18 protein-coding genes are annotated in these 22364 nt (G+C 60.6%); 5 read left to right on the top strand and 13 right to left on the bottom strand.

Annotated elements, in window-relative coordinates; translation table 11 throughout:
• Positions 1-5: 5 nt before the first annotated feature.
• The 7 genes from pyrC to K0F85_RS06005 all read right to left on the bottom strand — a co-directional run bounded on the left by pyrC (position 6) and on the right by K0F85_RS06005 (position 7996).
• Positions 6-1070, bottom strand: coding sequence for a dihydroorotase (gene pyrC / locus K0F85_RS06035; RefSeq protein ID WP_219115040.1), 1065 nt, complete (start codon positions 1068-1070; stop codon positions 6-8).
• A gap of 151 nt (positions 1071-1221) precedes the next feature.
• Entirely contained in the window at positions 1222-2670 is a 1449-nt protein-coding gene (locus K0F85_RS06030; protein ID WP_257572565.1) for an amidohydrolase family protein, read from the bottom strand.
• A 36-nt stretch (positions 2671-2706) separates the two neighbouring features.
• Positions 2707-3432 carry an amino acid ABC transporter ATP-binding protein gene (locus K0F85_RS06025; RefSeq protein ID WP_219115038.1) on the bottom strand — a complete coding sequence of 242 codons (726 nt, stop codon included), beginning with the start codon at positions 3430-3432 and terminating at the stop codon, positions 2707-2709.
• A 19-nt stretch (positions 3433-3451) separates the two neighbouring features.
• Positions 3452-4144: an amino acid ABC transporter permease gene (locus K0F85_RS06020; protein WP_219115037.1), complete on the bottom strand. Its 693-nt coding sequence runs from the start codon at positions 4142-4144 to the stop codon at positions 3452-3454.
• A gap of 1 nt (position 4145) precedes the next feature.
• A complete protein-coding gene (locus tag K0F85_RS06015) occupies positions 4146-4895 on the bottom strand; it encodes an amino acid ABC transporter permease (protein ID WP_219115036.1) in 750 nt (249 codons plus the stop codon).
• Between the two features lie 98 nt (positions 4896-4993).
• Positions 4994-5950, bottom strand: coding sequence for an amino acid ABC transporter substrate-binding protein (locus K0F85_RS06010; RefSeq protein WP_219115035.1), 957 nt, complete (start codon positions 5948-5950; stop codon positions 4994-4996).
• A gap of 195 nt (positions 5951-6145) precedes the next feature.
• Complete coding sequence (locus K0F85_RS06005; protein WP_219115034.1) at positions 6146-7996, bottom strand: ABC transporter ATP-binding protein/permease; 1851 nt, start codon at positions 7994-7996, stop codon at positions 6146-6148.
• A gap of 61 nt (positions 7997-8057) precedes the next feature.
• Between K0F85_RS06005 and K0F85_RS06000 the strand changes: the two genes are divergently transcribed.
• Both K0F85_RS06000 and K0F85_RS05995 read left to right on the top strand, forming a co-directional pair.
• Entirely contained in the window at positions 8058-8498 is a 441-nt protein-coding gene (locus K0F85_RS06000) for an acyl-CoA thioesterase (RefSeq protein WP_219115033.1), read from the top strand.
• Between the two features lie 21 nt (positions 8499-8519).
• The gene (locus K0F85_RS05995; protein ID WP_219115032.1) at positions 8520-10112 is read left to right on the top strand and encodes an alkaline phosphatase; all 1593 of its coding nucleotides are present in this window, start codon (positions 8520-8522) and stop codon (positions 10110-10112) included.
• Here K0F85_RS05995 and K0F85_RS05990 read toward each other — a convergent pair.
• On the bottom strand, positions 10109-10975 hold the full coding sequence (locus K0F85_RS05990; RefSeq protein WP_219115031.1) for a LytTR family DNA-binding domain-containing protein: 867 nt from the start codon (positions 10973-10975) through the stop codon (positions 10109-10111). The two genes, K0F85_RS05995 and K0F85_RS05990, sit on opposite strands and share 4 nt — an antisense overlap.
• A 156-nt stretch (positions 10976-11131) precedes the next feature.
• Between K0F85_RS05990 and K0F85_RS05985 the strand changes: the two genes are divergently transcribed.
• Positions 11132-12313 (top strand): acyltransferase, encoded by a 1182-nt coding sequence (locus K0F85_RS05985; protein ID WP_219115030.1) that lies wholly within the window; start codon positions 11132-11134, stop codon positions 12311-12313.
• 112 nt (positions 12314-12425) lie between these two features.
• Here the strand turns inward: K0F85_RS05985 and K0F85_RS05980 are convergent, their stop codons facing one another.
• From K0F85_RS05980 to K0F85_RS05965, 4 genes are all read right to left on the bottom strand, one after another.
• On the bottom strand, positions 12426-14108 hold the full coding sequence (locus K0F85_RS05980; RefSeq protein ID WP_219115029.1) for a long-chain-fatty-acid--CoA ligase: 1683 nt from the start codon (positions 14106-14108) through the stop codon (positions 12426-12428).
• A 54-nt stretch (positions 14109-14162) separates the two neighbouring features.
• Positions 14163-15845, bottom strand: coding sequence for a long-chain fatty acid--CoA ligase (locus K0F85_RS05975; protein WP_219115028.1), 1683 nt, complete (start codon positions 15843-15845; stop codon positions 14163-14165).
• A 276-nt stretch (positions 15846-16121) separates the two neighbouring features.
• A complete protein-coding gene (locus K0F85_RS05970; protein ID WP_219115027.1) occupies positions 16122-17177 on the bottom strand; it encodes an aminopeptidase in 1056 nt (351 codons plus the stop codon).
• Positions 17178-17179: 2 nt separating this feature from the next.
• Positions 17180-19255 carry a molybdopterin-dependent oxidoreductase gene (locus tag K0F85_RS05965; protein WP_219115026.1) on the bottom strand — a complete coding sequence of 692 codons (2076 nt, stop codon included), beginning with the start codon at positions 19253-19255 and terminating at the stop codon, positions 17180-17182.
• A 205-nt stretch (positions 19256-19460) separates the two neighbouring features.
• Between K0F85_RS05965 and K0F85_RS05960 the strand changes: the two genes are divergently transcribed.
• Positions 19461-20654 (top strand): M20 aminoacylase family protein, encoded by a 1194-nt coding sequence (locus K0F85_RS05960; protein ID WP_219115025.1) that lies wholly within the window; start codon positions 19461-19463, stop codon positions 20652-20654.
• Between the two features lies 1 nt (position 20655).
• On the opposite strand, the gene K0F85_RS05955 is transcribed toward K0F85_RS05960, so the two are convergent.
• Positions 20656-21558, bottom strand: coding sequence for an NAD(P)-dependent oxidoreductase (locus K0F85_RS05955; protein ID WP_374198641.1), 903 nt, complete (start codon positions 21556-21558; stop codon positions 20656-20658).
• Between the two features lie 84 nt (positions 21559-21642).
• On the opposite strand from K0F85_RS05955, the gene K0F85_RS05950 reads away from it, so the two are divergent.
• The gene (locus K0F85_RS05950) at positions 21643-22215 is read left to right on the top strand and encodes an acyloxyacyl hydrolase (RefSeq protein ID WP_230539252.1); all 573 of its coding nucleotides are present in this window, start codon (positions 21643-21645) and stop codon (positions 22213-22215) included.
• Positions 22216-22364 lie beyond the last annotated feature (149 nt).

The following is a 22364-nucleotide window of genomic DNA, read 5'->3' as shown; positions in this document are numbered from 1 at the left end:
AGCGCTTAGACCATTTTCCAGTTGATCTGCTCGCCCGCGTTGAGCGGAATGACATGGCTGTCGCCCAGGGGCAGCGAGGCCGGCAAGGTCCAGCTTTCGCGCTTCAAGGTGATGGTATCCGCGTTGCGCGGCACGCCGTAGAAGGCCGGGCCGTGGAAGCTGGCAAAGGCTTCCAGTTTATCCAGCGCGCCGGCCCGTTCGAACGCTTCGGCATACATTTCCATCGCGTGCAGGGCCGTGTAGCAACCGGCGCAACCACACGCCATTTCCTTGGCGCCTTGCGCGTGGGGCGCCGAATCCGTGCCGAGGAAGAAGCGCTCGTCGCCGCTGGCGGCCGCCGTCATCAGAGCCAGACGGTGCTCTTCGCGCTTCAGGATGGGCAGGCAGTAGAAATGGGGACGGATGCCACCCTTGAAAATCTCGTTGCGGTTGTACAGCAGATGATGCGCCGTGATGGTGGCGGCGATCGGACCTTCCGCTTCGGCCACGTACTGCGCCGCATCCTTGGTCGTGATATGTTCGAACACGACGGAGAGGGCCGGGAAGGCGCTGCGCAGCGGACGCATCACGCGCTCGATGAAGACGGCTTCGCGGTCGAAAATGTCGATTTCCGGGTCCGTCACTTCGCCGTGCACGAGGAAGGGCATGCCCACTTCCTGCATCACTTCAAGCACCTTGTAGCAATTCTTCAAATCCGTCACGCCCAGGTCGGAATTCGTCGTGGCGCCGGCCGGATACAGTTTCACGGCTTGCACGATGCCGCTGTCCTGCGCGCGGCGGATTTCGTCGGGCGAGGTGTTGTTCGTCAGGTACAGCACCATCAGCGGATCGAAGTTCACGCCTTCGGGCACGGCGGCCAGGATGCGCTCGCGGTAGGCGCTAGCATCGGCCGTGGTGGTGACGGGCGGCTTCAGGTTCGGCATGACGATGGCACGGCCGAACTGGCGCGCGCTGTGCGGCAGCACGCTGGCCATGACGGCGCCGTCGCGCAGGTGCAAATGCCAGTCGTCAGGACGGGTGATGGTGATGGAAGATGGAACGGCGGCTGGGGTGTGATCGAGTGTGGACATGGCGGCTGCTCTCAGGCGGTCATTGCGGATAGCGCCATTTTACCAGCCGCGGGGCCGGCCCGCCGGCCCGAAGAGCCAGTGCACACCCGCTGCCGGACGACAAAACGGCCAGTGTGCACTGGCCGTTTTCAATATCAGGAGTACACGCGAATCAGGACGCGACAGGCGCAAGCTCTTGTTTGGCCACCCAGGCACGGATTTCGGCCAGCATCCGGTCCAGCGCGGCGCGGTCGTACACGTGGCCACGGCTAACCACCAGGCGGATCTGGCGGGTGGCGCCAATGTCCTGCAGCGGGTTGGCGTCGAGCACCAGCAAATCGGCCGCCTTGCCGGCCGCCACGCTGCCGTAGCGGCCCAGCTTGCCCAGGAAGCGGGGACCGTTGATGACGGCCGACTGCAAGGCTTGCTGCGGCGTCAGGCCGTACTGCACGTACAGGCCGATTTCATCGTGCAAGGCCTGGCCCGGATAGTCGAAGGAATTCAAAAATCCCGCATCGGTGCCGGCGATGATGCTCACGCCCTGCTGCTGCAAAATGGGCAGCAGCTTTGCCGACTGCTCGAACTGCGCATGGCGCTGAACGATCGCATCCGGGCCATCCTTGGCGGCGCGCTGCACGCGCCAGTCGTAGGTGGCGCGCAAGCCCTTGCCGATGTATTGCAGGGCCGGATCGTGCGTGTGGTCTTCGCGGTCCAGGTAAGCCGTCACGCGCGAGCCCCACAGGGTCGGCACGATGGCCGTGCCGCGGGCGGCCAGATAGCTGAAGGCCTTGCGCGCCGTCGGCTCGTCGTAGCTTTGTAGGCTCTCGCGCATGGCCTCCTTGCCCGTCATCGCACCGGCAGCCACCTTGGCCGTCAGCTCCTGTTCGCGCGGCGTGGTGGCCCGCAGCAAGTACGATTGATGCTCGATGGTGCCCAGGCCAGCATCGGCCATCTGCTCCAGGGTCAGCTGCACGGGGATATGGCCCGAAGTGCGCATGCCCCGCTCGCGTGCCTGGCGCAGCGCTTCCAGGTACAGCTCCGGCTTCAGCGTGTTTTCCGTGATCTTCACAAAGTCCACTTGCTGCGCCTGCAGGCCGTCGAGCGCGCGCGTGACTTCCTGCGGCGTACCTACTTCGATGGTGCCCTTCCACAGCGGCTTGATGCCCTCGAGCTTGGCGCCGGAAGTAAAGATCGTCGGGCCCTGCAACTGGCCCGCGTTGATTTGCTGGCGCCAGGCCAGTACCGTGTCGGGCAAGTCGCCCGAGCAATCGCGCACCGTGGTGATGCCATGCGCCAGATACAAAGGCAGCAACTGCTTGTTCTCGTCAATCAGCTCGGGGCCGCCGCCAAAATGCACATGCGTGTCCCACAGTCCCGGCATCAGGTATTTGCCGGGAAGGCGGATGGTCTGCTTCGGTGCGTAGTTGCGCAGCTGCACGTCATTGACGACGGCGACGATACTGTCGCCCTTGAGCAGCACGGACTTGCCCTTGACGGTGTGCCCGGCGGCAACGTCGATCAGGGTAGCGTCGCGCAGGGCGATGTCGACGGCGATCTTGTCAGCCGCGTGGGCATGGGCCAGCATGCCCAGGGCCAGCATCGCGCCGGCTAGTTGTTTCATGAGAGGCATTGGCACTCAACTTCAAAAAAACGGAAATTAATGGATGATCTTGGCGAGGAAATCGCGCGCGCGGTCCGAACGTGTCGTATTGAAGAAGTCATCCTTGCTGCAATCCTCGATGATCTTGCCCTGGTCCATGAAGACGATGCGGTTGGCCACGCGCTTGGCAAAGCCCATTTCATGCGTGACGACCATCATGGTCATGCCTTCCTGCGCCAGGCCCACCATCACGTCGAGCACCTCGTTGATCATCTCCGGGTCGAGCGCCGAAGTGGGCTCGTCAAACAGCATGGCGATCGGGTCCATCGACAGCGCGCGGGCGATGGCCACGCGCTGCTGCTGGCCGCCAGACAGCTGGCCGGGGAACTTGTCCTGCTGCGACAGCAGGCCCACGCGGTCCAGGTATTTCAAGCCCTTGGCATTGGCTTCGTCGGCGCTGCGACCGAGCACCTTGATCTGGCCGATGGTCAGGTTTTCGCGGATGGACAGGTGTGGAAACAGCTCGAAATTCTGGAACACCATGCCAATGCGCGCGCGCAGTTTAGACAGGTTCGTCTTCGGGTCGTTGACGGCAATGCCATCGACGATGATCTGCCCCTGCTGTATCGGCTCCAGGCCGTTGACGGTCTTGATCAGGGTCGACTTGCCGGAGCCCGAAGGGCCGCAAATGACCATCACATCGCCCTTGGCGACCTTGGTGGTGCAGTCGGTCAGTACCTGGAACTGGCCATACCATTTGCTGACGTTATTGAGTTCAATCATCTTGTTCTTTCTTTTACGGTTAGCGAATGATGGCGACGCGTTTCTGCAGGCGCTTTACCAGGAACGACAAGGCATAGCACAGCACGAAATACACGACGGCGACAAACACATACATTTCCACCAGGCGGCCGTCGCGCTGCGCGATTTTCGAGGCAGCGCCGACGAAATCGGGAATCGACAGCACGTACACGAGCGACACGTCCTGGAACAGCACGATGGTCTGCGTCAGCAGCACGGGGATCATGTTGCGGAAGGCCTGCGGCAATACGATGCTGCCCATGGTTTGCCGGTAATTCATGCCCAGCGCCTGGCCGGCCCATACCTGGCCACGCGGAATCGACTGTATGCCACTGCGCATGATCTCGCAATAGTATGCCGCCTCGAACATGATGAAGGTGATCAGCGCGGAAGAAAACGCGCCCACTTTCACGGGTTCGTTCGCGCCGATGACCCAGGCGGCGATGTACGGCACCAGGAAGTAGAACCAGAAGATCACCAGCACCAGCGGGATCGAGCGTATCAGGTTGACGTAGCTCGATGCCACGCCCGAGATGAGGCGGTTGCTGGACAAGCGCATCAGCGCCAGCAAGGTGCCCAGCACGATGCCGCCCACCATGGCCAGCGCCGTCAGCTTCAGGGTGAACACCATGCCGGTCTGGAACAGGTAAACCCACGAGCGGGAGATGACATCGAAGTCGAAATTACCGAACATATTAATGTCCTCCCGTCTTGGCGCCGGCGACGATGAAACCCGGGATGGCGACCTTTTTTTCGATCAGGTGCATCAGCACCACCACCAGCAGGTTGACGACGACGTAGATGATGGTCGCGGCTGAAAATGCCTCGAATACCTGGAACGAGAATTCCTGGATGGCGCGCGCGCTGGCCGTCAGTTCGATCAGGCCGATGGTCAATGCCACGGAACTGTTCTTGATGATGTTCAAAAATTCGCTGGTCAGCGGCGGCATGATGACGCGCGCGGCCATCGGCAGCAAAATAAAACGGTAGGTTTGCGGCAGGGTCAGGCCCAGCGCCGTGCCGGCCAGTTTCTGCCCGCGCGGCAGCGCCTCGATGCCCGTTGTCACCTGCACGGCCACGCGCGAGGAGGTAAAGAATCCCAGGCATAGTACGGCCGTGACGAACGGTGCGTTCGGCAGCGTCTTGACCCAGGCGCCCAGGTCCTGCGGCAGCAATTCCGGCATGACGAAATACCACAGGAACATCTGCACCAGCAGCGGCACGTTGCGAAACAGTTCTACATACGCATTGGCCACGCCCACCAGCCATTTGTTCGGCAGGGTGCGTACGGTGCCGATCACCAGACCCAGGATCAGGGCCATGATCCAGGCAGCGCCGGCCGTGGCCAGGGTCCACACCAGGCCGGACCAAAGCGTGTCCATATATGTGCCCACGCCATCGGGGGACATCTCCCAGAAAATGCGCCAATTCCAGTTGTAATTCATGATCATCCTTCCCATGCAGCTCCGGGAAAGCAGCCAGCCGGCCGCCGTCCCGCAAATAAAACCGGGAGGCTTGCGCCTCCCGATTTGTTACCCAATCTTTACTTTTTCCGTTTGTCCGAAGTCTTCTGCGCTTCGGGCACGGCCGCATAGGCGGCCGGGTCGCCCGAATCGGTCGGATTCGTGAACACGGCCTTCAATTGCGGCGGCATGGGGAATTTCAGGTTGATGTTTTTCGGCGGGATCGGCGAAGTAAACCATTTCGCATAGATGCGGTTGATGTCGTCGCTCTTGTACAGGCGGATCAGCGCGTCGTCAACCACCTTCTTGAAGGCCGGATCGTTCTTGCGCAGCATGATGCCATACGGCTCGACCGACAGCGCTTCCTTGGTGATTTCGAAGTCGTTCGGGTTTTTCGAGTTGGCCACTTGCGACGCCAGCAGGATGTCGTCATTGGCTTCAGCCACGGCGCGCCCTGTCTCCAGCATCAGGAATGATTCAGGATGATCCTTGGCGATGGCGATATTCATGCCCAGGTTTTTTTCCTTGTTCAGGATGGTCATTTGCTTGACGGTCGAGGTGCCGGCCGTGGCCACCAGGGTCTTGCCGCGCAAGTCTTCCAGGGTCTTGATGTTCGAGGATTTCTTCGCCAGGATGCGGTTGCCGATGACGAACATGGTGGGCGCGAATGCCACCTGCTGCTGGCGCTCCAGGTTGTTCGTCGTCGAGCCACATTCGAGGTCGATGGTGCCGTTGGCCATCAGGGGGATGCGGTTGGCCGAGGTGACGGGGCTCATCACCACTTTCAATTCGCTCATGCCCAGGTGCTTTTGCAGGGCCGTAACGACTTTCATGCACAGGTCGATTGAATAACCCTGGTATTGCTGCTTGTCATCGAGATAGGAGAAGGGCACGGAGCCGTCGCGCACACCGAGGGTGACGGAACCGGCTTTCTTGATCTTGGCCAAGGTGCCGGTCAATTCCTGAGCCTGGACTGGCGACATGCTGCTGATGACACCGACGCTGAGCAGCGTGGCGATGATTTTGGTCAATTTCATAAATTCTCCTGGGCGGACAAACGGGATGGATTCCGAACGAAACAACTGTGGTGCAGACGCCACCATTGGAATTAATTTTATTTCATTTTCAGCGCCAGACCAGCCGTTTTCTGCGATTGCCCTCAAATAGACGCTATACACGCGCCTGTATCAGCGCGGCTGTAGCATTTTTCCTACTGATTTCCCCTTCCCGATTTATTTTGCCGGCACCAACTCCGCCAACTCCTCCTCTTGCGCCTCATCGTCCCTATTTGCCTGCTGGCGTTGCCACATCTGCGCGTACAAGCCATCGAGCGCCAGCAATTGCGGATGCGTGCCCCGCTCGACAATGCGGCCATGGTCGAGCACCAGGATTTGCTGGGCGTCCGCCACCGTCGACAGACGGTGCGCGATGACCAAAGTGGTGCGGTTTTTGGCGATCTCCTTCAGTTGCGACTGTATCGCCTGCTCGGCCTTCGAATCCAGCGCCGAGGTGGCCTCGTCGAAGATCAGGATGGCCGGGTCTTTCAGCAAGGTGCGGGCGATGGCCACGCGCTGCTTTTCACCGCCGGACAGCTTCAAACCCCGCTCGCCCACCATGGAGTTGTAGCCATCTGGCAAGCTTTCAATAAAATCATGGATCGACGCCGCTTTGGCTGCCGCCACGATAGCCTCCTTGCTGGCGCCCGGCTTGCCGTAGGCGATGTTGTATTCGATGCTGTCGTTGAACAGCACCGTGTCCTGTGGCACGATGCCGATGGCGGCGCGCAGGGAGTCCTGCGTCATGCTGCGCAAGTCCTGGCCATCGATGGTGATGCTGCCGCCATCGACTTCGTAGAAGCGGAACAGCAAACGCGACAGGGTCGATTTGCCCGAGCCGCTGTGGCCCACCACGGCCGTGGTGGTGCCGGCAGGAATCTGGAAATCGACGTCGAACAGGATTTGCCGCTTGGTTTCATAGCTGAAATCCACATGCGCGAAATGCACGCTCGCGCCCCGCGTGACGAGCGGTTTGGCGTCCGGCGTATCGGCGATTTCACGGTTTTCGTTCAGCAAGGAAAACAGACGCTCCATGTCGGCCAGGCTTTGCTTGATTTCGCGGTAAATCACGCCGAGGAAATTGAGGGGAATGTAGAGCTGGATCATGAAGGCGTTCACCAGCACCAGGTCGCCCAGGGTCATCGTGCCGGCGATCACGCCGGCCGTGGCGCGCCACAGTATCAAGGTAACGGCCGTGGCAATGATCAGCGACTGGCCCGTATTGAGCAAGGACAGGGAGGTTTGCGATTTGACGGCCGCCGATTCATAACGCTGCAAGCCCTCGTCGTAGCGCTTCGCCTCGTAATCCTCGTTGCCGAAATATTTGACGGTTTCATAGTTGATCAAGGAATCGATGGCCTTGGTATTCGCCTTCGAGTCGAGGTCGTTCATGGTGCGGCGGAAATGCGTGCGCCAGTTCGTCACCAGCACGGTAAATGTAATGTAGGACACCAGCGCCACGGCCGTGATCACGGTAAACCAGATGTCGTAATGCAAGACCAGATAGCCGAGCACGAGCGTGATTTCCACCAGGGTCGGCAAGATGTTGAACAAGGTATAGGAAATGAGCGAGCCGACGCTGCGCGTGCCCCGTTCGATGTCGCGCGTCATGCCGCCCGTCTGACGGTTCAAATGAAAACGCAGGGACAAGGCATGCAGGTGGCGGAACACTTGCAGGGCGATGGTACGCACGGCCCGCTGCGTGACCCGGGCAAACAGGAATTCGCGCAATTCCGTAAACAGGGTGGTCGATAGGCGCAGCAAGCCATACGCCACCAGCAAACCGACGGGCAACACCAGCAGCGCTTGCGGGTGCGCCGCCGTGATCGTCATGGCATCGACGAGTTTTTTCAGGATCAGGGGCACGCCCACATTGGCCAGCTTGGCACCCACCAGACATAGCAGTGCCAGCAGCACCCGCCATTTGTAGACCCACAGATACGGCAGCAAGGTCTTGATGGTAGCGAAATCGCTGTGGCTGGCGGAGGCTGGCGAGCGGGGCGGAGGGGGAGTCTGGGAACGGCGCATGGCGAAGGTCGGCTTTTTATGGTTCAATCGGGGCAATTGTAGCCTTTCATGAGAATAAAAGATGAGCACCTCCCCCGAGCGCCCCGATAACTGCCTCGCCTCCGGCCTGCCGGCCGGAAAAATGCCGGAATTGCGCATGATGCCCGCGCCCTCCGACGCCAATGTGTACGGCGACGTCTTCGGCGGCTGGATCATGGCGCAGGTCGACATCGCCGGTTCATTGCCGGCCACACGGCGCGCCAACGGCCGTGTCGCCACCATCGCCGTCAACTCCTTCGTCTTCAAAAACCCCGTGTTTGTCGGCGATTTACTATCCTTCTACGCCGATATCGTCAAGGTTGGCAATACTTCCATCACGGTCAATGTCGAGGTGTATGCCGAGCGCAACCGCCTGCAGGCGTGCATCGTGAAAGTCACGGAAGCGACCCTGATCTATGTGGCAACCGACTCCGACCGCAAGCCGCGCAAGGTGCCGCCGATCGAGACCTTATTGTCGTCTTGATTGTCGCAATAATTCCACACGATGGATAGCCAGCGCCGCATCTTCCTGCTGAGCGCTGCGCGCATCACGACACTGGCCGCCGCTGGCAGCGTGCTGTCCGGTTCCAGCGCGCGTGCCGCCACGCGCTTCAATGGCAACGGCTATCCGTTTGCGCTCGGTGTCGCATCCGGTTCGCCCTTGCCGGATGCCGTCGCGCTATGGACGCGCATCTGCTACGACCCGCTGCAGGCCGCCGCCACGCCCGCCATCGCCCTGAACGTGCGCTGGGAAGTAGCCGAAGACGAGGCTTTCCGGCGCATCACCGCCAAGGGCCAGGCCACGGCCACGCCCGGCCTCGCGCACAGCGTGCACATCGACGTGGGCGGCCTGGCGCCCGGGCGCTGGTACTGGTATCGCTTTATGCTTGGCGACGCCGTCAGCCCAGTGGGCCGCACGCGCACGGCACCCGCGCCCGGCGCCATGCCTGCCTCGCTGAAACTGGCCGTGGCCTCGTGCCAGCACTGGGAATTCGGCGCCTACGCGGCGCACCGGCACATCGCTGCAGCCGCGCCCGACCTGGTGGCCTTTCTCGGCGATTACATCTATGAGTGGGGACCGTACCAGCTGCAGCACCCGGACCGGGCCGTGCGCACGCATGAAAGCTTTACTCTGGACGACTACCGCGCCCGCTACGCGCAATACAAGAGCGACCGCGACTTGCAGGGAGCACACCTGGCCGCGCCGTGGATCGTCACCTGGGATGACCATGAAGTGGCCAACGATTACGGCAAGGAGCGCGACGAATTGCTCACACCCACCTTTTTGCAGCGCCGCGCGGCCGCCTACCAGGCGTTTTATGAACACATGCCACTGCGTTTGCTGCCGCTGGGGCGGCGCGGCTTTGTCGACATGCGTATTTACCAGCGCTACGACTGGGGCCGATTGGCGCGCTTTCACGTGCTGGACGACCGGCAATACCGTGACGATCACGCATGCGCCAAACCGGGCCGTGGCGGCTCCAATTCCGTCACCACGCGCACCTGTCCCGACTTGCGCAAGCCGCAGCGCAGCATGCTTGGCGAGCAACAGCAGCGCTGGCTGCAAGCCGGCCTCGATGATTCCCCGGCGCGCTGGAATATTCTGGCCCAGCAAACGCTGATGGCGCAAGCGAGCCAGGTGCCCATCCTGCGGCCCGGTGACGAACGCGTCTGGACCGATGGCTGGGATGGCTATCCACTGGCGCGCCAGCACTTGCTCGATGCCTTGCGCAGCAGCAAGGCCAGCAATCCGATGGTACTGTCGGGCGACGTGCACACCTTTTATGCCACCGAACTGAGCCGCAACGCCACGCGGCCCACCAGCAAGAGCAATCCCGTGCTGGCCACGGAGTTTTGCGGCACTTCCATCACCTCGAGTTCCCGTCCGCAGGCGCGCACGGCGCAGTACGTGGCGATGAACCCGCATATCCGTTACGGACGCAGCGACAAGCGCGGCTATATGTTGATGGAGATCACGCCGGAGAAAACCACCACTCTGTTCCAAGGCCTGGAGAACGTGCGCGACAGCACTTCTAGCATCGCGACACTGGCCAGCTTTGTCGTGCGCAACGGCAAGGCTGGCTTGCAAGAAAGCTAGCAAGTACTTTTCAAGGCATCGCGGTAGCGCCGGCTGACGGGCACTTCGCCGCCCGTGGACAGCACGGCGCGCGCATCACCCGATTCCAGCGGCACGATGCTCTGCACGAAATCAAGGTTGACGATGTAGCTGCGGTGCACGCGCACAAAGCGCTTGCCGTCCAGGCGGCGCTCGATGGCGGCCATGGTCGAGCGCAGCGGGTAATCGTGCCCGCGCACATGCAAATTGACATAATTGCCCCAGGCCTGTATCCATTCGATCTCAAGGGCAGGCAGTAAAAAATCCTTGCCCAGCTTGCGCACCAGAAACCGCTCCGGCTGCTGCACCGGTTCCACGGCGGGTCCTTCATCGGGTTCGCCCAGCAAGGTCGCCTCGCCTTGCCAGCGCATCAGCAACAACTGGTAAAAGCCCACGACCAGCAAGACGAAGAAGTAAGCACGTACATCTTTCACATACTCATACGGTAACTCGCGCCACCAGGCGCCAAAATCATAGTGGCTGCCCTGACTCCAATAAGCAATTTTTCGCAAGGCCACCATCGCCGCCACGTGCACCAGGCTGTAGACGGCCGACGCAGCCAGGTGCCAGCGCAAGTTCTGGCGCTGGAACAGCAGGTGTAGCGGCCGGTACTGTCCCGCCAGCACGACCACGGGCACCAGCGCCAGCAACACCAGATTGCTGCTCCATTCCCACACGGCCACTTCCCAGAACGCCGTATCGACTCCGGTGCGCCGCAGGTCAATCCACACCAGCCAGCTGTTCACGCTGGCCTGCATCAGGGTCAGCACGATCCAGAATCCGGGCTCGGCCACGCGGCGCCAAAGTTTATAACGTTGCAACAGGTCCGTGGGAGAGATGCGCATGGCTTCAGTCGGTAAATGAGTTGCACAATTGTACGGTCCCACACCCGTCCCAGGCGATCCATTCGTCACAAGCAGCCGTCCGCTGGTCACTTCGCAATGGCTGCCAGCCTCGTTGCTGCCTATGCTGGAGCTTCCTTCACCACTTGCCCACCGATCATGCGCCATGACACCCGCCGCCACGATATCGACACCTTGCGCTTTCTCGTCTTCAGCCTGTTGATTGTCTACCACACTGCCCTGCTGTACATGGATGGCTGGAACTTTCATATGCACAGCAGTTACGCCTCGGACACCTTGCACATGCCGCTGGTCTTCATTAACCGCTGGCGCATGGAAATCGTCTTCCTCATCTCCGGCGTTTCGTGCGCATTGATGACGCAGACCTCGCGCGGCGCCTTCCTGTGGCGCAGGATCAAGCGCCTGCTGCTGCCACTGCTGTTCGGCATGGCCATCATCATTCCTGTTCAGCCGTATTGCGAGGGCGTCCGCAACGGCCTGGTCGAGCCTGGCTATGGACAATTCCTGCTGCATTACTTTGGTGGCCATGCCTGGCCTGCCGGCGCCTTCGCAGGCTGGCAATATGGTTTTACGTGGAATCACTTGTGGTATCTGGTGTACTTGCTGCTGTACATCATCGTGCTGCTAACCCTGCAGCCGCTGCTGGCGGCGCTGCGCCCCCTTTTCCAGCGCCTGCGCGGCTGGCGCCTGCTGGTCTTGCCGGCGCTGCCCACCCTTGCCGCCACGGTGTTGCTCAAAATGCGCTATCCGGAAACCCATGCGATGGTGCGCGACTGGTATGCGCACGCCATGTATTTCACGATGTTCGTATACGGCTGGTGGCTGGGTAATGACAAGGGCTTGTGGGCCGAACTGGCGCGCCTGCGCTGGCGCACCCTGTGGCTGGGGTTGGGCGCGTTTGCCGTGTACATGTTTTTCGACCAGATCTATTCGGAAAACCTGCAGACCTGGGCCTCGTTCGGCTCCTGGCCCATGCGCAACCTGTACATGTGGCTGGCCATCTGCACCATCCTGGGCTGGTCGCACCGCTTGCTGAATAAACCGTTTGCCTGGCTGCCATGGGCACGCCAGGCGGTCTTTCCCTGGTACATATTGCACCAGAGCGCAATCGTGCTGCTGGCCTACTGGCTGGTACCCCTGAAGCTGGGGCCTGTGGTGGAAGCGCTGCTGGTGCTGGCCGGCACGGTGGCGACCTGCTGGCTGGGAACCTCGCTGCTGATCAGCAAGGTGAACTGGCTGCGCCCCTGCTTCGGCTTGCCCGCCCGCCCAGGGCGGAACTTGGAGGCGGACACAGCCATGGAGGCGAATCAGAACGCCTAACAAAACCGTAGCGAGCGGATGCGCGTCGTGGTTGAGAAGCGGAACTGTGCGAATGCACAGTGAGCATCGGAAACCGCGACCCGCGACGCGCAGTAGGTTTTGATAGGTGTTCTTAGGCCACCTTCTTCTCGTCGCGTAATTGACGGCGCAAGATCTTGCCGACATTGGTCTTCGGCAATTCATCGCGGAACTCGATGTATTTCGGTTTCTTGTAGGCCGTCAATTCATGCTTGCAATGCTCGCGGATCTGTTCCACCGTCAGGTTCGGATCCTTGCGCACGACAAACACTTTCACGGCTTCGCCCGCGTTGGCATCCGGCACGCCGATGCACGCGCACTCGAGTACTCCCGGGCACGATGCAACCACGTCTTCCACTTCATTAGGGTACACATTGAAGCCGGAAACGATGATCATGTCTTTCTTGCGGTCCACGATCTTCACATAGCCGCGCTCATCCATGACGCCCACGTCGCCCGTCTTGAAGTAGCCGTCAGCCGTCATCGACTTGGCCGTCTCGTCCGGACGCTGCCAGTAACCCGCCATCACTTGGGGGCCGCGCACGGCGATCTCGCCCGGCTCGCCCAGCGCTACTTCCTCGCCATCGTCGTTCAAGATGGCCACTTCCGTCGACGGGAAAGGCAAGCCGATAGTGCCCGTAAATTCCGTGATGTCGACGCGGTTGCCCGTTACCACGGGCGACGTTTCCGACATGCCATAGCCTTCGATCAGCGGGCAGCCCGTCAGTTTCAGCCAGCGTTCGGCCACGTTACGCTGCAAGGCCATGCCGCCGCCATTGCACACTTTGTAACTGGAAAAATCGAGCTTGGCAAAATCTGCATTGTTCAGCAGCGCGTTATAGAGGGTATTCACGGCCGGGAAAACGACAATCTTGTGCTTGGCCAGTTCCTTGACGAAACCGGGAATGTCGCGCGGATTCGGGATCAGCACGTTCATGCCGCCCAGGCGCATGCCCATCAGGGCGCTGACCGTCAGCGAATAGATGTGATACAGGGGCAAGGCGCACATGAATCCCATCGAGGTGGCGCGCATTTCAGGCGTCATCACGGGCGACATCCACGCCTCGTTTTGCAATACGTTGGCGATCACGTTACGGTGCAACAACATCGCGCCTTTAGAGACGCCCGTCGTGCCGCCCGTGTATTGCAGGAAGACGATATCGTCATGCCCCTGCTGCACCGGCGTGAGTGTCAAACGGGAACCCTCGGCCAGCATCTTGTTGAAGCTGATGGCGCCAGGCAAGGAGAACGCAGGCACCATTTTCTTGATCTTGCGCACGACGAAGTTGACGATGGTGCCCTTCAAGCCACCGAGCAAGTCCCCCATGGTGGCGACGATCACATGCTTGACCTGGGTATGCGGCAACACCTGCTCGACCGTGGTGGCGAAGTTTTCCAGCACGATGATCGCTACACTGCCCGAATCGATCAGCTGATGCTGGAGTTCGCGCGGCGTGTACAGCGGATTCACGTTTACTACCGTGTAGCCGGCGCGCAAAATCGCCGCCATGGCCACCGGATACTGCAGCACGTTCGGCAACATGATCGCCACGCGCGCACCTGGCTGCAAACCCTTGCTTTGCAGCCAGGCTCCCATCTGCTGCGACAGCTGGTCGAGCTCGCGATAGGTGAGGAATTTATCCATGCACACGAAAGCATTGCGGTCCGCATATTTCTGGAACGACTCTTCCAGCAAATGCGTGACGGAACGGTATTGCGTGCAATCAATCTCTGCGGGAACACTGTCCGGGTACGACTTCAACCAAATCTTGTCCATCTCGCCTCATCTTTATCTGTAAAAGGGATGCGCCTCCTGGCGCATCCACACTGTTTATGCTGCTATCTTCGTTTCGTCACGCAAGGCGCGACGCAAAATCTTGCCGACATTGGTCTTCGGCAGTTCATCGCGGAATTCAATGTATTTCGGCCGCTTGTACCCCGTGAATTGTTCCTTGCAATACGCGGCCAGCGCGGCCTGGGTCAGGTTCGGGTCCTTGCGCACGACAAACACTTTCACGGCCTCGCCCGAGTGTTCGTCTGGCACGCCCACGCAGGCGCACTCGAGCACGCCCGGATGGGCCGCGATGACGGCTTCGACTTCGTTCGGATACACATTGAAGCCGGAGACGAGAATCATGTCTTTCTTGCGGTCGACGATCTTCACGTAGCCGCGTTCATCCATGATGCCCACGTCGCCTGATTTAAAGTAGCCGTCGGGCGTCATGACCTTGGCCGTTTCATCGGGACGGTTCCAGTAGCCGCTCATCACTTGCGGGCCGCGGATGGCGATTTCGCCCGTCTGTCCCAGCGGCACTTCCTTGCCATCATCGTCGAGGATGGCGATATCGGTCGAGGGCACGGGCAAGCCGATGGTGCCGGAAAACGCCGTGCTGTCGGCCCGGTTGCAAGTGGCGACAGGCGACGTTTCCGACAAGCCATAGCCTTCGATGATGGACACGCCCGTCACCTGCAGCCACTTGTCATTGACGGCTTGCTGCACCGCCATGCCGCCGCCATTGGCGATCTTCAAGCCCGAGAAATCGAGCTTGGCGAAATCGGGGTGATTGACCAGCGCGTTATACAGGGTATTGACCGCCGGTAACAGATTAAACTTGTACTTGCCCAGTTCCTTGATCAGGCCCGGGATATCGCGCGGATTCGGAATCAGGATATTCAGCGCACCCACGCGCGTGCCCCACATGGCGCACGCCGTCAGGGCAAAGATATGGTAGAGCGGCAAGGCGCAGACCACGATCATCTGTTCCTTGCTGTTCTGGTCCAGCGCGGCGCCCGACCACGCTTCGCTCTGCAGCACATTGGCGATCACATTGCGGTGGCTCAAGGTCGCGCCTTTCGACACGCCCGTGGTACCACCCGTGTATTGCAGGAAAGCGGCGTCGTGGATGCTCAGCTCGACGGGCGTGAGCTTCATGCGGCTGCCCAAGGCCAGCGCCTGCTTGAAACGCATGGCGTTCGGCAAGGAATAGGCGGGCACCATCTTCTTGACGTTGCGCACGACAAAATTGACGAGCATGCCCTTCAAGCCGCCCAGCATCTCGCCCATGCTGGCGACGATGATGTGCTTGACGGCCGTCTTGCTCAGCACTTGCTCGAGCGTATGGGCAAAGTTTTCCAGCACGATGATGGCTTCGCTGCCGGAATCGTTAAGCTGATGCTCGAGTTCGCGCGGCGTATACAAGGGGTTGACGTTGACCACCGTGTAGCCGGCGCGCAGTACGGCGGCGATCGCCACCGGATACTGCAGCACGTTCGGCATCATCAGGGCGACCCGGGCCCCCTTCTTCAGGCCACGGCTTTGCAGCCAGGCACCCAGCTGGCGCGAATAGGTATCGAGTTCTGCATAGGTGAGAAATTTGTCCATGCAGACATAGGCATTGCGGTCTGCATATTTTTGAAACGCTTCTTCCAGCAGATGCACCAGCGAACGATATTGATCAGGATCGATGTCGGCGGGAACGCCGGGAGGATACGACTTCAGCCAAATTTTTTCCATCCTGTGCCTCTTGTCTCGAATAATCGTGGGGGAGCCGGCGCACCCTGCCGGCGCGGATCATTGCTGCGGATTCTGTCGTCCTGCAGTCAGTTTGAGCATTCTGACGAGCAATTGCTCTATGCTACTTATGCGATGCTATCGGGCGCCGCGCTTCCATGCAAGCGCTTTCAACAGTATTCGAGCGGCAACTCTAAGGGCTTTTTGTGCTGCAGTGCAGCATGATAAATACACTGTTGCAGGATCGTCTGGCTCGACGTACGGGACAATCTTTACGGGTCAGGGGCTGGACAATTGTTCCAGCGCACGCCTGCGCTCAGGCTTCTTGATCTGGGCCATTGTGTGCACTGCAGCATAAAAAGCACGAAAGTTCTTTTTTTCTTCCAGCAATTTTTTGAAGGCAGGCAAAAATTCATTGTAGGTCGACACGGAAGCCAGGTGCGCATTGCTCAACGGCTGCTCGAACCAGCGGTCATAACCGGCAAAACCACCCCAGTCTTGCTTCAATACTTGATACGCGTCTTGCAACGCCGCAAACACCTGCGCCTTGCGCGCGCGCTTGTCCGCATCGCTGGCCTCGCTTGCATATACGGCTTCCAGTTCCCCCCGATAGCGCAGCAGCAAGGCCAGGAAATCCTCGCGCCGCGCCGCGTACCGGGCGTATGACGCGCGCATGGCCTCGCTGCCCTCGCGCGCCAGCCAGCGCTGCACGCCCGCTTCTTCCACGGCACTGGCAAACGACTCGTTGAAGGCCGAATCGCCGGGCACGTACACCACCTGGTGCGCCAGCTCATGGAAGATCAGGCGCGCCAGTTCCGCATCGTTGTAATGGATAAAAGTCGACAACAGGGGATCGTCGAACCAGCCCAGGGTGGAATAGGCGGGCACGCCGCCCACCTGCACGTCGTAATGCCGGGCACGCAACTGGTCGGCATACGCGAGTGCCTCCTCCTTGCTGTAATAGCCGCGGTAATTCACGCAGCCGGCGATGGGGAAACACCATTGCAGCGGCTGCAGCGACAATTCCGGCGTGGCCACCACGTTCCACAGCACGAAGGGGCGCCGCAAGGCGGCATAATTCTTGTAGCTGCCATTGTCGGGCAAGTCCAGCTCGCTGACGGCAAAGCGGCGAATCTGCTGCGCCTTGGCCAGGCGCACTTTCAGGCGTGGCTCGGTGGCCGGGTCATCGAGCCAGTCAGCGATGGGGCGCGCGCCGGACCACAAGGCATATTGCCCCTGCGCCGCTTGCGTATAGTAGCGCAGCTGCGTGCAGCCGCCCAGCAACATGCACAGCGTGCCGACAAGCAAGCGGGCCGGCCAGCGCGCCATGGCCATGGTCAGCCGGCCTTTTCCACTTCGACCAGGGTATCGTAGAAGGTTGGCGCGCGGCCCATGTCCGTCAGGCGCTGGCTGGTCACTTCATTGGCGTTCTTGCCATCGCTGGCGAGTTTCTTCCACCACACGGACAAGCCCACCACCAGGCCCCGTCTCGCCTTGTCCGTGACCCTGGCCTTGGCGACAAAACTGCCGCGGTCATTGAAGATGCGCACCATGTCGCCGGCCACGATGCCGCGCGCGGCGCAGTCGTCAGGGTGGATATCGAGGTGCGGCTCGCCTTCGGCCGCGCGCAGGCTTTTCACGTTGACGAACGTGGAGTTGAGAAAATTGCGCGCCGGCGGCGAAATCATGGCCAACGGGAAACGTGCCGCCAGTGCGGGATTGCTGGCCTGCGATTCGTGCGGTGCAATGTAGGTCGGCAAGGGATCAAGTCCGGCCTGCGCCATGGCGCTGGAATAAAACTCGCACTTGCCCGATGGCGTGGGAAAGCCGCCCGTGGCGAACGGCGCCTCGGGCATGGCCAGCTTTTGCCAGCCCGTGCGTTTCAGCGATTCCCAGTCAAAATGCACGGCGCGCGCATCCGTCGCATCGAATGCCTTGGCTGCCAGCGCATCATCGCTTTCCTGGAAACACGGGTCATCAAAGCCCATGTGCTGCGCCAGCAATCGGAAGATTTCCGTATTCGCCTTCGCTTCACCCAGCGGCGCCACGGCTGCATTGTTCGCCATCATGTACAAGTGGCCATAGGTGGAGTGCGCGTCGACGTGCTCGAGCTGCGTGGTGGCAGGCAATACGATGTCGGCGTAATCGACGGTATCGGTCTGGAAGTGTTCGAGCACGACCGTAAACAAATCTTCACGGGCAAAGCCCTGCGCCACTTTCGAGGAATCGGGCGCTACCGCCAGGGGATTCGAGTTGTAGACGATCACGGCTTCCACTTGCGGGCCGAATTCGGTCGAGCTTTCTTTCAACAGATCGTCGCCGATGGTGCTCATATTGATGGTGCGCGGCGTGCCTTTGAGCAAATCGGGGCGCTGCAAGGCCTTGCGGTTGACGGGAAAGGAGCCCGAGCTCGACAGCTGCATGCCGCCGGCAGGGTGGCGCCAGGCGCCAGTCAGGGCCGGCAGGCAGGCGATGTTGCGTACGGCCATGCCGCCGCCATGCACGCGCTGCACGCCGTAGTTGGTACGGATGGCGGCGCCCTCGCCAGAACGGCATGCCTGGCCGTACAGCCGCGCCAGTTCAACCACTTCCGTGGCCGTGATGCCGCACACCTCGGCGACGCGCTCGGGCGGCCATTCCAGGGCTCGCTGTTTCAGTTCAGCATAGCCGACGGTGTAGCGCGCGATATAGTCATGGTCGACCAGTTCTTCGCTAATCAGCACATGCATCAAGCCCAGCGCCAGGGCCGCATCGGTCCCTGGCAGCAAGGCAATATGCTGATGACACTTTTCGGCCGTCAGCGAGCGATACGGGTCGATGGCGATCAGGGTGGCGCCGTTGCGCTTGGCTTCCTGGGCGCGCATCCAGAAATGCAGGTTCGAGGCGATGGGGTTGCCGCCCCAGATGATGATCAATTTGGCGTTCTGGAACTGTTCCAGGTCCGTGCCGATGCTGGCGCCCACCGTGTAGCGGTAACCCGTGGCGCCGGCCGAGGCGCAGATGGTGCGGTCCAGCAGAGAAGCACCGAGCTGGTTGAAGAAACGCGAAGACATCGATTCGCCCTGCACCAGACCCATGGTACCGCAGTAGCTGTACGGCAAGATCGCCTGCGGATCGCGCGCGGCGATCGGTTTCAAGCGGGCCGCGATGGTCTGCAGTGCCTCTTCCCAACTGATGCGCTCGAACTTGCCTTCGCCCTTCTTGCCCACGCGGCGCAGCGGATGCAGCAGCCGGTCCGCATGGTAGGTGCGCTCCGTGAAGCGCGACACCTTGGTGCACAGTACGCCAGCGGTGGTCGGGTGGTCGGGATCGCCCTTGACAGCTGTCGCCACGCCATCGGTCACGGTGACCAGCAAGGCGCAGGTATCGGGGCAATCGAGCGGGCAGGCGGCGCGCACTTGGGTGGTGGTCATGGGTCTATCCAAAAACGTTGCGGGAAGGCGATACTGTAAACCATTCCGCGCGCTTGCTGTTGGCGCAGTGGCAAGCACGTCCGTGCGCTGGATTTACCCGGCAAACAAGGGCTACAATGCATTATTAGCCGCGCCTGTTTTTGATCAAACAGAGGCGGTCCGGCGCGCCATACATGACGCGCGCCAGCATACACAGGAGATTCCGATGAAACTAGTTGATCCCATCTTGGCGTTTCAATCCGAGCTGCAAGGTATTCGCCGCGACCTGCACGCGCATCCCGAGCTGTGCTACGAAGAACAGCGTACCTCGGACGTGGTCGCCGCCAAACTGACGGAGTGGGGCATTCCAGTGGTACGCGGTCTGGGCCGTACTGGCCTGGTCGGCATCATCCAGAATGGCAGCTCGACACGCGCCATCGGCCTGCGCGCCGACATGGATGCCCTTCCCATGCAGGAAATGAATACCTTCGAGCATGCTTCACGCCACCCTGGCAAGATGCACGCCTGCGGCCATGACGGCCACACGGCCATGCTGCTGGGCGCCGCCCATTACCTTTCGCAGCACCGCCATTTCGACGGCACCGTGTACCTGGTCTTCCAGCCAGCCGAAGAAGGCGGCGCCGGCGCGCGCGAAATGATCGAAGACGGCCTGTTTACACGCTTTCCCATGGATGCCATCTACGGCATGCACAACTGGCCCGGCGCCGAAACGGGCACCCTGAGCGTAGTGGAAGGGCCGATGATGGCGTCCAGCAATGAATTCCACGTCACGGTCAAGGGCAAGGGCGCCCACGCGGCCCAGCCCCACAAGGGTATCGACCCGGTGATGGTGGCCGTACAAATCGCGCAAAGCTGGCAAACCGTCATCACGCGCAACAAGAGCCCGCTCGATACGGCCGTGCTGTCGATCACGCAAATCCATGCGGGCAGCGCCACCAATGTGATTCCCGATGACGCCAGCCTGGTCGGCACCGTGCGCACCTTCACCACGCCCGTGCTGGACTTGATCGAGGAGCGCATGCGCGAGATCGCCGTGCACACGGCCGCCGCCTTTGGCGCGGAAGTCGAGTTCCACTTCAAGCGCAACTATCCGCCGCTGGTCAACCACGAGAAAGAAACGGCGTTTGCCGTCGAAGTGATGAAAAGCGTGGTGGGTGCCGACAAGGTCAACGCGAACGTCGAACCGACCATGGGCGCGGAAGATTTCGCCTTTTTCCTGCAAGAAAAAGCCGGCTGCTACATCTTCATCGGCAATGGTGATGGCGAGCACCGCGATGGCGGCCACGGCCTGGGTCCGTGCGTCTTGCACAATGGCAGTTACGACTTCAACGACAATCTGCTGCCCATCGGCGCCAGTTTCTGGGTCAAGCTGGCCGAAGCGAGCCTGCCCCTCGCTTGAATCAGCTCAGCTTATCCGGACCGGTGCCCAGGCGCTGGCCCGGATTCAACGCTTCCAGGGCCAGCAAGGCCGCCGCATGGTCGGCCGTCGGGTGGGTAGTGGCGAGGGTTTCATAGCGCTGCGTCACCAGTTGCGTCACCGGCAAGGTGACATGTGCGGCCTCGGCCGCCGCGAGGATGTTGTGCATATCCTTGATCTGGCTTTTCACCTGCCCGCCGGCGACAAAATTGCGCTCCAGCATGCGCTGGCCATGCACGTCCAGAATCTTGCTCTCGGCAAAACCGCCACGGATGGCCGCCCGAACGGCAGCCGCATCGGCGCCGGCAGCCTGTGCCAGCAACAGCGCTTCGGCCACGATGGTCAAAGTGGCGCCGACGATCAGCTGATTGCACAGTTTGGCTACTTGTCCACTGCCGGCAGGCCCTACCAGGGTCGGTCGTCCCATGGCCGTCAGGATAGTTTCCACACGCGCGTAATCGCCGGCACTGGCGCCGGCCATGATGGCCAGGGTGCCCGCCTGCGCCCCGCCGACGCCGCCCGACACGGGTGCATCGATGAAGGCATGGCCAGCCGCATGCAAGATGGCATGAAATTGCCGGGCTTCTGATTGTTGGGTGGAACTCATATCGATCCACAGCGCGCCAGCTGCCAGGGACGGCAGCGCCTCTTGCAACACTTGCGCCACGATGGGACCGGCTTCCAGCATCGAGATGACCACGTCCGCATCGCAGACCGCCGCCGCCACTGAAATAGCCGGCTGCGCCCCTGCCGCACGCAGGACTTGAGCCTTGCTGTGCGTGCGATTCCAAATTGTGACAGAATATCCAGCGCGTAGCAGGCACCGGACCATCGGATCCCCCATCAGACCGATACCGAGAAATGCGATTTTTGTAGAGAATGTCAATTCAACCCCTAATATCAACGAGTGGCGAGAGCGGCATGCAAAGCAAGGTGCCTGTACAACAATAGCCTATCGGCCAATTTTACGATGAAAGCCTCTATGTTCTTCAAGAAGAATCTCCTCAAATCCATCGCCGCCGTTGCCGCGCTGATGGCGGCCAACGCCGGCTTTGCTGCCGACGACAAACTGATCGACTCCGTCTACGGCGAATATGCCAAGGGCGTGAAGGTACAAATGGTACGCGCCGGCGTGACCTCGAACTGGGATAAGGCCTGGTTTGTATCGAATGGCACGCAGCTGAGCGGTTACTGGGATGCCAGCATCGGCGGTTGGGATGGCAAGAGCTATCGCAATGTCCCTGGCCAGCATCAAAAACTGTGGGATCTGGGCTTTACTCCCGTGTTCCGCTTTGAAAATACCAATAAGCTGGGCTTCTACGCAGAAGGCGGTATTGGCGTACACATGCTGTCCAAGCTGTACGATAACGACGATAACCGCCTGTCGACCCACTTCCAATTCGGCGACCATATCGGCGTCGGCTATATTTTCAATAACAAATGGGAAGTCGCTGCGAAGATCCAGCATTTCTCGAACGGCGGCTACAAGAAACCGAATAGCGGCGTCAATTACATGAACGTCAAAGTCGCTTATCACTTTTAATGGTTTTGATAAATGACAAAGGCAGCGCGTAGCGCTGCTTTTTTTTCGTCTGTTCGTGGATTGAACAGCCGGGGTCAGTCACTTCGTGCGTAAGCGTCAAAGCAGGGCCGTCTTTACGAGGGCTGTCCCTACCAGCATGATTTGAGGTT

Origin of the sequence: Janthinobacterium sp. UMAB-56, assembly GCF_900095265.1 — a bacterium.
Lineage (GTDB): Bacteria > Pseudomonadota > Gammaproteobacteria > Burkholderiales > Burkholderiaceae_D > Janthinobacterium.
The sequence above is the reverse complement of the archived record's forward strand: the minus strand, read 5'-3'. Positions and strand labels throughout refer to the sequence as shown.